This is a genomic window from Paenibacillus sp. FSL R7-0026 (assembly GCF_038004485.1).
Classification (GTDB): Bacteria; Bacillota; Bacilli; order Paenibacillales; family Paenibacillaceae; genus Paenibacillus; species Paenibacillus xylanexedens_A.
Genome location: NZ_JBBORG010000001.1, coordinates 5,989,806 through 6,004,255, shown reverse-complemented (window position 1 = coordinate 6,004,255; position 14,450 = coordinate 5,989,806). Strand labels below are relative to the sequence as shown.

Sequence of the window (14,450 nt, the reverse complement as noted above, 5' to 3'; positions counted from 1 at the left end):
AAAGCGTTCGCCTTTATCCCCGGATTTTCCCTTTCGGAAAAGGGAATCAAAAAAATCTGGGGATAACAGCGATTGGAAGGTTATTCTGTCATCGTAGTGTCAGTGTAAATAATCTTTAGTTCAACTTATATAGTAAGTTCAAACAACACCAAGGAGGGATCGTTATGGCTGACTTATCCATTAATCTGGCAGGTATTCGATCACCCAATCCATTCTGGCTGGCTTCTGCACCACCAACCAATACGGGGTATCAGGTCCAGCGTGCGTTCGAGGCGGGCTGGGGTGGTGCGGTGTGGAAGACACTGGGTGAGCCAATTATCAATACATCCTCGCGTTTCGCGGCGGTCCATTTTGGTGGGCAACGGGTGGCGGGGTTTAATAATATTGAATTGATATCCGATCGTCCGCTGGAAGTGAATCTGCGGGAGATCGCCGAGACCAAAAAACGCTTCCCGGACCGTGCGGTTATCGCTTCACTGATGGTGGAACCTACGCGGGAGAAGTGGCATGAGATTGTCAAAAAGGTGGAGGCTGTCGGCGTCGATGGCCTGGAGCTGAACTTTGGTTGCCCGCATGGCATGGCCGAACGTGGTATGGGAGCCGCCTCTGGTCAGCAACCTGACCTGGTCGAACTCCAGACGATGTGGGTGAAGGAAGTGGCGACCACACCGGTGATCGTGAAACTCACGCCGAATATCACGGATATTACGGCGACTGCCCGGGCAGCTGTCCGCGGTGGCGCAGATGCGATCTCCCTGATCAATACAATTAACTCTCTGGCAGGTGTGGATCTGGATTCGTGGAATACCGTGCCCCATGTGGGCGGCAAAGGAGCACATGGTGGATACTGTGGCCCAGCTGTGAAGCCAATTGCACTGAACATGGTTGCGGAGTGTGCACGTAATCCGGAGGTGGGTGTGCCGATCTCTGGCATAGGCGGCATATCTGATTGGCGGGATACCGCAGAGTTTCTGCTCATGGGCGCTACAGGGGTTCAGGTATGTACCGCAGCGATGCATCATGGATTCCGTATTGTGGAGGAAATGATTGATGGGCTGAACGATTATCTGGATGAAAAGGGTCTGAGCAGTGTAGCAGAACTGGTAGGTCAGACGGTTCCACGTTACTCGGATTGGGGCAATCTCGATCTGAACTACAAAGTGGTCGCCCGCATCAACCGCGATGTCTGCATCAATTGCAACAAATGCCATATTGCTTGTGAGGACACCTCGCATCAATGTATTGATATGTTGACTGACCCGTCTGGCTCCTATCTGGAAGTGGTGGAAGAGGACTGTGTTGGCTGTAATCTGTGTTCGATCGTTTGCCCGGTGGATGGGGCAATTGAGATGGTTGAACTTGTACCTGAACAGGAACCTGTAACCTGGAATGAACGTCAGTCTGCAATTGCGATGCTGCAATCGGTTAGAGATCAATCAACCAAGGAGGCGATATCATGAGTACCCGCAAATTGATTCGTAATGGTGTGTTGGTGACAGCGTCAGATACCTTTGAAGCAGATATTTTGATCGAAAAGGGTAAAATCACACAGATTGGCATCGGACTGGTGCCTGACGAACGAACGGAAATCTTGAATGCAGCGGGTTGTTACGTCATTCCGGGCGGTATCGACCCGCATACACATCTGGATATGCCATTTGGTGGAACGGTAACGGCGGATGATTTTGCGACGGGAACAACAGCGGCAGCCTTTGGTGGTACAACAACGATCATTGATTTCTGCCTGACACAAAAAGGCCGTCCATTAATCGAATCCCTCCAAGAGTGGCATGCCAAAGCCGAGGGTAAAGCCGCCATCGACTACGGTTTCCATCTCATGATCGGCGAGATGAATGATCAGGTGCTGGAAGAGTTACCGCAGATCATTGAAGAAGAGGGTGTATCATCCTTCAAGGTGTTCATGGCGTACAAAAACCAGTTTCAGGCCGATGACGGGATTCTCTTCCAGACGTTGCAAAAGGCAAAAGAATACGGCGCACTCGTGATGGTTCATGCCGAGAACGGGGATGTCATTGACCTGCTGGTTCGACAGGCGCTCGCCGAAGGGCGCACGGAACCAATTCATCATGCCTTAACACGCCCATCCATGCTGGAGGGAGAAGCGACAGGCCGGGCGGCCCGTTTGGCTGCACTTGCGGATTCACAGCTGTATGTGGTGCATGTGACCTGTGCGGAGGCTGTGGAGCAGATCGCGCGTATGCGTGAAATGGGCTATCGAATCTGGGGGGAGACCTGTCCTCAGTATTTGACGTTGGATCAGTCGATCATGGATCAGCCGGACTTCGAGGGTGCAAAGTATGTCTGGTCACCACCGCTACGGGAAGCGGCTCATCAGGAAGTACTGTGGAACGCATTGAAAAGCGGTCAGTTGCAGACGATTGGCTCTGATCATTGCTCGTTTAATTTCAAAGGGCAGAAGGACCTGGGCAAGGATGATTTTAGCAAGATTCCGAACGGGGGACCTGTCATCGAAGATCGCCTCAGCATTCTGTATTCGGAAGGCGTAGTCAAGGGGCGGATTACGCTCAATCAGTGGGTCGATCTATGTTCGACAAGAGCGAGCAAGTTATTTGGACTATTTCCGCAGAAAGGGACTCTGGCTGTAGGGACAGATGCGGATATCGTTATTTTTGATCCATCTGTAAACAGGGTGATCTCGGCAGATACGCATCATATGAATGTGGATTACAGTGCATTTGAAGGTATGCAGGTACAAGGTTGTCCGGTGACGGTGTTGTGCCGCGGGGAGTATGTCATTCGAGATCGGCAATTTGCCGGATTGGCAGGGTCAGGCCAGTATGTGAAGCGCAAGAAGTATGATGCAGGCGCACCCATACCGATGAAACAGCCTGTGACGGCAGTGAATGGAGGGAGAAGCTGATGTCGGATCATGATGTGTTTGAGGCCGAGAGGATCGCCATAGAGCGAATGGTTGCGCAGGGTTATCGGATCTATGCGGTACGGGAACATCTGGAGGGTGCTCACGTCATATGGGGGCACCCGGATCTTCCCGAAGAGAAACAAGAGCAATACGTGGGCACGGCGTCTGGACGGAAGTGGTTCAGTCATATTCTGATTCGTCAGCTTCAGGAGCAGCGGGGAGCTTAGACCATGCTCAGCTCTTCACGCGATTGGACCATGAACATACTCATAGGCGTAGATGGCAAGTTCGATTGCAACCCTTTTCTCGGGGAGGATGTAGTCTTCTCCCAAAAGGGCTTCGATTTTGTCCAAACGGTGATACAGCGTCTGTCTGACGATATATAGCGCGGTGGCCGTCTCTTGCTTAGAGCAGCACAGGACCAAATATTGCTTGAGCGTGCGCAGCAGCTGACCTCCTTTCTCTACATCGTAACGGATGAGCGGCCCCAAATATTCTTCGATAAAATCATCCAGATTACCGCTCTGCTTCATGCTGGCAATGATTCGATAACAATGAAGGTTGCTGTAAAAGGGCTGCTGCATCTCGCCGATGTCCTTCTGAATTCGCAGTGTCTCCTTCGCGGATTCCAGACTATCCTTGAGACGAGAGAGGTCCGTGCAGTTATGACCGATACCGATCAAGCCTGAGAAGAGGCAGTGGGTCTGTTCCTGCTCGTGCTGCTGCAGCTGTTCGATGCAGCGCCAGAGGCTGCTTTTGCGCTGAGATCCAGGTAGTGGGTCGAGAATGATAAGAATGATCTGGTGATTCAGAACGGTGCTGTAGAGGGTGAAGTTCTCCCGAGCGAACACGGAACGGGCGACGATGTTGCGTTGGATCAATAATTTCTGAAGTTTGAGGCTGTCTGTGTATGCGGGGTTACTGTCGAATAAGATTATGGTGGCTTTGCTCGTTGCGAGAAGGGGATTAACGGTGGATACATATTCATGGATTTCCTTCGTGGAGTGATGTCCGTTAAGCCAGTCAATGACCCACATATCTTCTTTGTAGCGGCGTTTCTCTTCCATGTATTTGGTTCGCATCCAGTCCTGGGCAATTGCGGCCGCGCAACGTTCCAGTGCCTGAATGACGAATTCATCCGAAGGTTTGATCGGTATGCTTGAATCTTGATCCGTCAGCTTTTGATGCATCAGCACAAGGTCGGCAAAGGTGTAGTCTAACGCCTGAACAGGCATGCTGAGTGCATGTAATGTGTTATCTGACAGCCGCATTATATTCGGAATATCTTCTCCCGTCAAATGTTCCCGCTGCAAAAACCAATCCTGCCGACGAGTCTCCAGCTGCTCTGGAGGGCAGTAGGGAACGGCACTTGCTTCCCCTTCAAGTGGATATAACGCCACGGCACATCCGGTTGTTCTTGACAGTAATCGAAGCAGGGGTTGTACGCCATCTCCATTCAGAAGAAGTTGGTTAAATGAGGTGGTGAGACTATCGAGTTCAGCGATCATCCGCTGATGACTACGAATCAGAGTGAAATGCAGGTCTTGCGTAATATCGATATAACGGACTTGTTCGTGGAACCAGATCAACGGAAAATCCGCTGCTACTGCAATTTCTTTCATAGCCCTGAGCTGCGACTTGGTGTGATCCCCCAGTTCCATACAGAGTCCGGCAGCCCCACGTGCAATTAACTGACGCAAAAAAGACAGGCCATGCTGCTCACCTTCCTGCCAGCCAATGCCTGTCGTAAGTACCAATTCCCCGCCATTGAGCAAGTCCCCTACCTCAGGAACCTCCATGATATGAACCCAGCGAACATACCGCTCCAATGCACGATCACTGGCCAGAACTTCCGCCTTGCGAAATACGGGACGTTTTAACATGTCTCTGATCTGAATATGAAGCATTGTCTCCCCCACACAACCACCATCCTTCCCCAATCACATGTGATCTATCTGAAGTCTGGAATCCGTCAACTTACATAATTAATCCATATTATAAGTTGATTTACAGCGGATGGGCTGAAATCTCACGCTCATTTGTTTCAAATGACAATCAAGTCTATTCTTTTTGTGATTTTGATTAAAATGAAGAATTTCTATGTCAGTCTATGTATCGTGTAAATTTACATCAGCATTTTGCATAATTCGATTCCAATCGCTCACGGGTACAAGGTATAGACGAATAGAATCATTTCGATCTATATCTTGCTGATTGGAAGACGCTCATGGGATTTATGCAAAATGCTTAAATAAAAAAAGCCCCTTAGCATCACATCGGAATTCAACCATTCCAATATGCGCTAAGGGGCGAGAAGTTAGATAGTATAGTCTACATTTAAGTTGTACTCGAACCGTTACATGAGCACGATCAACGACTTCTTAATCTTCGATTCTTTTCTTTTTAAATTTCATCAGGAACTCATACACAATCGGTACGATAACCAGCGTGAGCAGCGTGGAGCTGATCAGACCACCGATTACGGTAATTCCTAATCCTTTCGAGATGATCCCCGCACTTTCTTCGAGGCCCGTAACCAGTGGCAACAGGGCACCGATGGTCGCGAGAGCGGTCATCAGAATTGGACGCAGACGAGTTGCACCGGCTTCCAGCAAGGCTTCACGGGTAGGCATACCCTCTTTTTCCTTGTGAATAACACGGTCGATCAACACGATGGCGTTGGTGACCACGATCCCGATGAGCATCAGTCCACCCATCATGGCGGAGACGTCAAGCGTACCACCAGCGATGAACAGACCTACCATAATACCGATAACCGTAAATGGCAGGGAGAACAGGATTGCGAATGGTGCCAATCCGCCGCCGAATGTAACAACGAGTACAAAGTATACAATGGCGATGGCCGCCAGCATGGCGAGACCCAGTTGAGTAAAGGTATCATTAATCTGTTCGGTTGTACCGCCGAACTTCACTTCAACGCCATCAGGCAGATCCAGTTTGTCGATCTCAGCCTGTAGGTTACTCGAAGCTTTCGTTACATCCGAAGCCAGGATGTTGGCTGTTACTTGTACAACAACTTTACCATCAATTTGCATGATGGAGTTCGGGGACGTACCTTCTTCTACTTTGGCAACATCTTTGATTGGTACTTCGATGCCAAGCGGTGAAGTGACGGTCTCATCCTCAATCTCTTTAATACTGTTGAATGTTTTGTCATCTGTCTCTACATATACTTTATACGTTTTATTATCAATATCGACTTCCGTGAGCACAGGACGTTCCCGTGCCGGGCTCAGTGCCATGGCCAGTTGGCCTGCAGTCAGGCCCAGGGAACTTAGTTTCTCCTGATCTGCCACGAGCGTATACTGCCCGTAGGTGTCAGCGAGTGTGGTGTCTGCTTTTTCAAAATTATCCGTATCCGCTTCAACCAGTTTCAGAATTTCGTCCGACACAGGTTTGAGTTGCTCTACATTATCGCCATAGATGGAGAGACTCAGGCCGCTGCCACCCAGACCGCCGGACATGTCGAGCTCATTCCAGGTTCCTACGGTAACTTCTTTCTTCAGACCTTCTACAAGCTGTTCCTTCACTTTGGTAAAGTCTTTCGTATCTTCGTTATATTCAATATAGAAGAGAGCCGAGTTTCCGCCACCGCCACCCATACTGCTCAGTGGGTTCGTGCCGCCGATGGAATATTGCATTTTCTCCAGACCTGGTTGTTCCAACAACCACTTCTCGGCAACGAGTGCTTCTTTTTCGACATCTTCACGCAAAGCTCCGGTTTGTGGGCTGTACGTAATAGTCACGTATTTATCCTGTTGTTCTGGCAAGAAGCTAGCACCGATGAACGGGTACAGGAACAAACTGCCGACCAGCAAGATCACTGCAATACTGACTGTGATGAGTTTGTGTGACAGTGTCCAGTTCAGCAGGCGTTTGTAACCTTCGGCCATCTTGCCTGGTTTTTCTTCGTGATTTTGCTTGTTCTTCAACCCTCCACGGAACAGGGTGTGCGCAAGCATCGGCACAATGGTAATAGCAACGATCAGGGATGCCAGCAAAGCGAATACCATGGTCAGTGCAAATGGCGTGAATAACTCACCGACCATACCGCTTACCAATGCCAGTGGCAGGAATACCGCAATTGTTACGATCGTGGAAGAAAGGATTGGCACAAACATCTCGCGTGTTGCTTCGCGAACCAGTTCACGGCCTTTCAGTTTCTCACCTTTGAGTGTTAATCTGCGGTAGATGTTCTCGATAACAACGATGGAGTCATCGACAACCCGTCCGATGGCAACCGTCATGGCACCCAGCGTCATCATGTTCAAGGTGATATCCATCATATTGAGCGCAGTCAATGCCATGAGCAAGGAGAGCGGGATCGAGATAATGGAGATAATGGTTGAACGAATATTACGCAGGAAGAGCAGGATGATCAGGATGGCAAACAATGCGCCAAAAACGGCTTTGCCCAACATCGTGTTCACCGAGTCCTGAATCGGCTTACCTTGGTCGAGCAGGACAGTCAAATCAGCATTTTTGAACTGCGATTGCAACTCTTCCGCTTTATCTTTGACTGCGTTAACGACATCAACTGTGTTGGCATCGTTGGATTTTACAATGGAAATACCGATCGATTCCTTGCCGTCTGTCCGGGAAATGGATTCCGCTTGACCGATGACTTCGATCTTGGCAATTTCACTTAATTTTACTGTCGGGATACCAGCTGCGTTGGCAGCACCTGAAGGGCTACCCACACTGGCATTACCACCAGCGGCTTGCCCAGCAGCCTGGTCTGTTCCTTGTGCAGAGCCAGGAGTGGTACCTTGACCAGCTTCACCAGTTGGTGCTCCAGAGCCTTGTGGGGCTGCGCTTGCACCATTACCTGCAGAAGCGCCAGCACCGCCGGGTACAACTGGAATGGCAAGGTTTTTCAGATCATCGATGTCGACGATGTTTCCATCTACAACAACGGCCTTCTGGGATTTGTCCAGTTCAAACAGTCCAAGGGGCACACGAATGGATGAACCTTGAACGATGCCGTTTACCGTATCTTCGGTCAGGCCCAGCTCGGCCATTTTGGCTTGATCAAACTTCAATTGAACTTCTTTCACATATTGACCGGACACCTGAACCTGAGCTACACCGTCAATATCTTCGAGTGCAGGCTGAATATCCGATTCAACCAGTCGTGTCAATTGTTCCAGGTCACCGCCGTCCTTGTCGGACAGGCTCAGAGATACAACCGGGAAAGAGTTAATGCTGAACTTGGAAATGGTCGGCTTCTGCACACTGTCAGGCAGTTGTACTTCATTCAGTGCCTCACGAACGGTTGCCGTTGCGTTGGTCAGATCTGTTCCATAATCAAATTCGAGTGTGATCGATGCTGCATTCTCCATGGAAGTGGAGGTCACCGTCTTCACGCCATCTACATTACGTAGTTTTACTTCCAGCGGCTTCGTGACATCCTCAACAATTCCCTCCGGTGCAGCCCCCGGATCAATGGCAGTGACATTCAGAAACGGTACGTTGATGTTCGGGATTGTCTCTTGTTTCATCGTCAGTCCGCTGTACAGACCTGCAAAAGAGATGATAATTGTCAGAATCCAGATCGCAAACTTGTTGTTCAGTGAAAAATTAATAATACCTTTCATACGATGGTTTCTTCTCCTCTCTGTTTCTCCTGTTTATATGTGTGACGAGTCAGCCTGGATAAACCGGCTATACTTGGCATCCAGACTGTGCTTAAGCTCAGAGTGCAAAGGTTTAATGGCAGATACGCTCTCCAAATTGTGCATCATGCCGAGAATGATGGCACGCCGAGGCGTGAATTCCATCATCTCCTGTCTGAGAATGGCGATAGTTTCGAGCACATCATTCTTTTTTTGCCCTGCGGGCAATTCGGAACCAGCGATATCCTGCATTTGCTTGATGATGTGAATGGGATGACGCATCACAGTGGAGTCTGTGTTTGGATCACTATTCCATGCGGGCCAGTCTTCCAACAAAATCAAAGGCGCAGGGCGCTGATCGAGCAATCCGTAAGCTGCATAATCAATCATTTGCAGCATATTGGTTGCCATTTTGGAGACGGTAAGGGAAGGCATTTCGGTAAACCAGATCTTAACGTAGGAGAGGAACATACCCTGTATGAGCAAAATAAGATCTATCGTATAGGGTTCAATCTCCGGTCCGTACATATCTTCCAGTTTGTCCTTGAAACCGTGTAGGGTAAGGATCTCCAGATCTTTATGCTGCGGGCTGCATTTTTCCTTGCGATGTGGCTCATCATTCATCATCATGCTTTGCATCTGTACACGCAAAAATTCCTTTAGCTCGGACACATGGCCCAGTAGTGTCTCGATCTGTTTGTGTGAACGTTCTCTCGGAGTAAGGTCAGCTTCATGTTCGATCTGGGATAGTTCGTCTATGAGTGTAAATAAGCAGTACTCCATCGTGCTGTCTTCCAATTCCTCTTTGGATTTGAATATAAGGTAAAGGCTTCCCTTAGACATCCCGCATATCTCTGCAATCTCCTGCATGGAGGTTGCGGCACTGCCTTTTTCCGAGAATAGCTTGAGTGCTGTAGTAATGATGAGTTTTTTCTTCTCATTCATCTCATGTATAGGGTTCATTAACGATACTTTCACCTCATCAGGGAACTTATGAGTTCTTGAATTGACTCTAGGGTCAAACTTAGTATAAACGATCTGGTTGAAGGAATTCAAATGGGAGTAAATTGGAAAATTAGAGCGGAGAAAAGAGGTTGATCAAGTGGAAGTAGAGACGGCAAGTAACAAGGTGTAGCTTGTATGTACGTTATGGATAAGGTATCAAGAACGTTTAAGTTAGTTTTCTCCAGTGAAGGCGTACAAGGCGAGTATAATAATGGCGACTAGAGCGATGAGATAGAAGATGGCCATGCCGATCAGAAGGGTATACCCTGTATAAGAGCCCATGCGTGCCAATAATTTTTTCATGATTACGACATCCTTTCTTACGTAGCAAAGTTTAAAGAGGTTTCCTATTTATATCATATCCTAAAAAGACGACTTCCTGATCGAAGTCGTCTTTTTTAGATTACAAAATTTAATAGATATCATAATGGAGGCTAAGAATTACATGATAACGGAGATTGCAGAACCAACTTGAAGAAACGAAGTATTCGCCTTTATCACCGGATTTATCCCTCTTCAAAGGGAATTAAAGAAATCTGGGGATAACAGCGATCGGAAAGTGGTACTGCAATCGGAGATATAAAGTGTAATTCAGTTGTTCCATTATGTGATCAGTTTCAGACCAACGGCTGCCACCAAAATCATCGCGATAAACAGGATCCGCTTCGCTTCTTTCCGTTCACCGAACAGGAACATGCCTGTTAACGTACTGCCGACCGTCCCGATCCCCGTCCACACGGCATACGCTGTGCCCATGGGAATGGACGTCATGGCGTAGGACAACAGCGAAAAGCTGAACACAAACGATACCAGCATCAGAACGATGTATGGCCATCCTTTCTTGGTGGAAGCACCATTGATACCGATCACGCCGAAAATTTCACATATCCCTGCACCTACAATTGCCATCCAAGCCATTATACTGCACCTCCTTGGGCTTCTTGCTGATCGGTAACCAGCTTCAGTCCGATTACGCCGCAGAGCAGCAGCCCGATGAGCAATACTTTGGCCAAGCGGAACGGCTCACCGAACAGTACCATTTCCGTAAGGACGGTACCCGCCGTACCAATTCCCGTAAAGACGGCATACACCGTACCCACAGGCAGTCTTTTGGAAGCGGCAATGATCAGTCCAAAGCTGATCACGATCGCAATCCCCGTCAAAGTCCACTCCCAGGCATTCGAGGCATGTTTCAGCCCGCTTACCCACACAATCTCTATAATTCCACCGATAAATACATATAACCAGTTGCGGTTCATGATGTTGAATCTCCTTCCGGCACAACGCTTTGTGCCTCTTCGTTCAGATAATGAATGCCATGCCAAAAAACAGGCCAGGCTGCTTCCAACCGTCTCTTATATCGACGGGAACTTCCATAAATGATCTCCACGGTAATACCGTCCAGAAAAGTCATAAATGCAATGGCGGCTTGTTCCGCCGGAAGGGGCGGTATATCTCCATTACGCATTGCCCGTTGCAGCAGACGATTCAGAGCACGTTCCATGCCATCGATAAACGGATACACCTGATCCATCACTTCGCTATACAGAGAAAGTGGTGGGTAGAAACAATTGCGCAACATCAAACGAGCCGAAGCATGGGCATTGTATTCTTGTTCGAACCAGATCAACAAGCCTTTCAGCCTCTGCTCCAATGGCAGATCCGCATGATCGCGGAAATATTCCAGTGTGTGCCGTTTTACCTCGTGAAAAGCAAAGGCCAGAGTGTGCAAAAACAAGTCATCCTTGCAGCTAAAATGCGCATATATGGACGGTTTTTTAATCCCGACTTCATCAGCAATAGCCCTTAGAGAAGCTCCCTCATAGCCATCTCTGGCAAAATGGAACAGGGCTGCATCCCGAATCGATTGTGCAGTCATTCAATCACCTTCCTAACGGTCGTTAGGTAATTATATTTTCACACTTCACATTGCCTGTCAAGATGAAAATATCCGCCTGCACAGTAGAGTACAGGCGGATATAACAGGTATGAATGTGGTTTTTGATCAAAAGGTCGTAAGACCCAGAATCAGCTGCAGCTTGTATAAGATACCTTTCAAAAACGTAGTCTTCTCCTGGAACTCATCCAGGTCTAACGTGAACTCCGCATCATCATTATTCCAAATACGCTCGAAATAATTCGCGATATCAAGCGTGAACTTATTGTCTGGAGGAGCAGCAACCCATAAATCATTTTCCAAATTGTAGTCATTCATGTTTCGGGGTGTGAAATTAGTTGAACCCCCCAGGACAATATGATCTCCGGTTGCTTTGGCAAGATAGATCATCTTGGTATGGTATTGCTCCTTGGTGGTGTTATACCAGCGGATCTGAATTTTACCGTCGGATTTATCATGCAATTCAGCAGCGACAGGACGGTTCGGAATGCCGATCTTTTCCTGACCAAAGGCATTTTCATTTGGATCAAGTACAAGCCGGATCTCGGTTCCTCGTTTTGCGGCTTCCAGCAGGGCTTCCAATACTTTTGGAGAGGCCACATAGAACATGCCCATCCATAAGGTGTCACCTTTGCCAGCCTGATTGATCTCATGGAGTACAGCGTCATTCACTTTGCCTTCAGTTAAATAACGTATTCGTATATCTCCCGTGTTTGAATCCGTGGAAGGCGCTGTGTAGGCAGGAACCTGGCCTCCGCCTGAGATGTCGAGAACAGCTTGCTCTGACTGAAGAATATCGCCAATGATTGGACCTGTTACTTCAAATGCAATATTCGAGTGGTAGGCACTCGCATCATGGATATTGCCAGAAGAGACAATCGCCTTCTTCTCACTAACCACAACTTTGCGATGATTGGCTTTCACATTAAGCAGCTTGAGATAGGAACGTACAGTTACATCTGGACCATCCGTCGCCATCAGGTTTTTGATCCAGCCATCTCCGGATTGGCCGAACCATTGGAAGAAGGTCCGCCAGACCGCAGAGTATACTGGAGTTGAATCACGCAAAGGGTCCACATCCGTGATGACCACATGAATGCCTGCTTGTTTCATTTGTTCCAGTAACGGATTGGGTGCTGAGTTATAGTTGGTATTTACTTCATCTGTAATGAACCAGATATCCATATCAGGATGCTGATTTTTTTTGGCGACCAGAGCCTCGGTGAATTCAGTACTCACGGGAGGAAAGTTCTGTCCCTTGTGCTGATAATTATTGAACAGGAACATATCCACCAGGACAAACTGCTCTGCTTCCTCCACAATTTGCATCATGCGCTGGAAAATCTGCTGTTCGTGCTCCATCTGTCCGTCGGAGGAAGGATAAGTGAGGTCATGCAGGAACTCGACTTGATCCACACGATACTCCGGACTTTCGTAGGAAATGCCCGCTGGTAATGGTTTGTAGGTTTGATAGAGCATGACGGCGATGAGCCATAGGACCAATAGGACGATTCCTGTTCGTAGGTATGGAAATTTGCCGCGTGAAGACTTGCGGTCTGATGTATGGCGGCGTAATGAGACCAACGGTGGACTCCCCCTTCTATACTTGCTGACTTCTATTACCACACGGATGATAACGTTGACGCAGGAGAACCCGCTAGCATAACGAATGTAGCGGTAAAATGCATATGGCAAAATTGGCAGGATGCAATCGACAGGTGTCTGAGCGTTGTGTATAATGAGTGTATTATTTTTGTAGAATGTTAGGGTTTTCATATGCCTGACAAGGACGGGGAACCAATGATATAACCTGTGAAATCTGGACATTTAGGAAAGAAAGTGGGTAATAAGGTGTATTCCATCAAACAAGTCGCTGCCATGCTCGGTATCCCGACGGTGACGCTCCGGGCTTGGGAGAATCGGTATAGTGCGGTCACCCCTGAGCGGACGGAATCGGGTTATCGAATGTATACCGAAGAGAATGTTGCGGATCTGCGCTGGTTGAAAGAACAGGTTGAGCTACATCAGACCAATATTTCGGAAGCGGTACGGATGCTGAAAGTAAACAAATTAAATCCGCCCGAAGCTATACCCACGCCGATCATGGCTCCGGTGCCTACGATGGAAGAAGCCTACGCACGCATGGCAGATCAGATCTATGACTCGCTCTACAACTTTCAGGGTGAACGTGCCAATGGTCTGATTGATTTTGGTTTCACCATGTATGGATATGACTCGATGTTCTATCATGTGCTGGTACCCATTCTGGTTCGGGTTGGAGATGCATGGGAGCAAGGCAGGGCTTCGGTGGCTCAGGAACACTTCATGACACAGCTGATATCACAGCGGTTTTATCAGTTTTTCCATCTGTTCCCGATCTATCCGCATCTGCCCAAAGTTCTGGCGTTGTGTCCGGAAGGGGAGCACCATCAGGTCGGATTGCTGCTGTTCTCTCTTTTTATGCGTAAAAATGGAGCAGAAGTACTGTATCTCGGTGCGAACACGCCAGAAGAAGGCATCTTCCCGATTATCCGGGAGCAAAAGATCAAGTTGGTCTGCCTGTCGATCACAAGTCCAGGACTTCTTGAAAAATGTGATCAGCTCGTCGAGCGGATTATGAACGAGTTCCCGCATATTCGCTTTGTACTTGGAGGTAAAGGCTATGAGCGTGCAGAGCATGCGCGTTATCCGCAATGGATTATGCCGGAGAGTTCTGCGGACTGGCAGTCGTGGATGGAGCGTGAATATCTCTCCGAGCGATCACCTGGTGCACGGTTCGGACAGGCCAATAATTAAACATAATCTCAAATGATATGAATAGGTTAGTGTATAAAGGACATCCTTTGACGAAAGTGATCAAAGGGTGTTTTTTGTGTTTATAAATGGATTACCAGACATTTTGACCGACGGGTCATTTTTTGGTTTACAAGGTCGTATAATATTTGTATTATATTTGTATAATGTTTTTGCTAGTTACCGCTTGAAGTGTTCTTGGGCGGTTTAATAATAG

General features: G+C 48.1%; 12 protein-coding genes. 4 read left to right on the top strand and 8 right to left on the bottom strand.

What is annotated here, in order from left to right; genetic code table 11:
* Positions 1–164: 164 nt before the first annotated feature.
* Genes preA through MKY44_RS26365 form a run of 3 tightly spaced genes read left to right on the top strand, consistent with a single transcriptional unit; the run spans position 165 to position 3,129 of the window.
* On the top strand, positions 165–1,460 hold the full coding sequence (gene preA, locus MKY44_RS26375) for an NAD-dependent dihydropyrimidine dehydrogenase subunit PreA (RefSeq protein ID WP_076253639.1): 1,296 nt from the start codon (positions 165–167) through the stop codon (positions 1,458–1,460).
* Positions 1,457–2,902: a dihydropyrimidinase gene (gene hydA / locus MKY44_RS26370; protein ID WP_341009245.1), complete on the top strand. Its 1,446-nt coding sequence runs from the start codon at positions 1,457–1,459 to the stop codon at positions 2,900–2,902. The genes preA and hydA overlap by 4 nt, the downstream gene beginning before the upstream one ends.
* Positions 2,902–3,129, top strand: a complete 228-nt coding sequence (locus tag MKY44_RS26365) for a hypothetical protein (RefSeq protein ID WP_062836929.1) — start codon at positions 2,902–2,904, stop codon at positions 3,127–3,129. The genes hydA and MKY44_RS26365 overlap by 1 nt, the downstream gene beginning before the upstream one ends.
* Positions 3,130–3,144: 15 nt before the next feature.
* Here MKY44_RS26365 and MKY44_RS26360 read toward each other — a convergent pair whose 3' ends face one another.
* The 8 genes from MKY44_RS26360 to MKY44_RS26325 form a co-directional block, all read right to left on the bottom strand.
* Complete coding sequence (locus MKY44_RS26360; RefSeq protein ID WP_341009243.1) at positions 3,145–4,821, bottom strand: PucR family transcriptional regulator; 1,677 nt, start codon at positions 4,819–4,821, stop codon at positions 3,145–3,147.
* A gap of 462 nt (positions 4,822–5,283) precedes the next feature.
* Complete coding sequence (locus MKY44_RS26355; protein ID WP_341009241.1) at positions 5,284–8,520, bottom strand: efflux RND transporter permease subunit; 3,237 nt, start codon at positions 8,518–8,520, stop codon at positions 5,284–5,286.
* Positions 8,521–8,553: 33 nt separating this feature from the next.
* A complete protein-coding gene (locus MKY44_RS26350; RefSeq protein WP_341009239.1) occupies positions 8,554–9,501 on the bottom strand; it encodes a TetR/AcrR family transcriptional regulator in 948 nt (315 codons plus the stop codon).
* Positions 9,502–9,714: 213 nt separating this feature from the next.
* Entirely contained in the window at positions 9,715–9,846 is a 132-nt protein-coding gene (locus MKY44_RS26345; protein ID WP_341009237.1) for a hypothetical protein, read from the bottom strand.
* A gap of 300 nt (positions 9,847–10,146) precedes the next feature.
* Positions 10,147–10,461, bottom strand: coding sequence for a DMT family transporter (locus MKY44_RS26340; protein WP_017691901.1), 315 nt, complete (start codon positions 10,459–10,461; stop codon positions 10,147–10,149).
* Positions 10,461–10,802, bottom strand: coding sequence for a DMT family transporter (locus MKY44_RS26335; RefSeq protein ID WP_341009235.1), 342 nt, complete (start codon positions 10,800–10,802; stop codon positions 10,461–10,463). Before MKY44_RS26335 ends, MKY44_RS26340 begins: the two co-directional genes overlap by 1 nt.
* Positions 10,799–11,422: a TetR/AcrR family transcriptional regulator gene (locus tag MKY44_RS26330; RefSeq protein ID WP_341009233.1), complete on the bottom strand. Its 624-nt coding sequence runs from the start codon at positions 11,420–11,422 to the stop codon at positions 10,799–10,801. Before MKY44_RS26330 ends, MKY44_RS26335 begins: the two co-directional genes overlap by 4 nt.
* A gap of 126 nt (positions 11,423–11,548) precedes the next feature.
* A complete protein-coding gene (locus MKY44_RS26325) occupies positions 11,549–13,024 on the bottom strand; it encodes a phospholipase D family protein (RefSeq protein ID WP_341009231.1) in 1,476 nt (491 codons plus the stop codon).
* 267 nt (positions 13,025–13,291) lie between these two features.
* Here MKY44_RS26325 and MKY44_RS26320 point away from each other — a divergent pair, with 267 nt between their 5' ends.
* A complete protein-coding gene (locus MKY44_RS26320; protein ID WP_341009230.1) occupies positions 13,292–14,236 on the top strand; it encodes a MerR family transcriptional regulator in 945 nt (314 codons plus the stop codon).
* Positions 14,237–14,450: the final 214 nt, after the last annotated feature.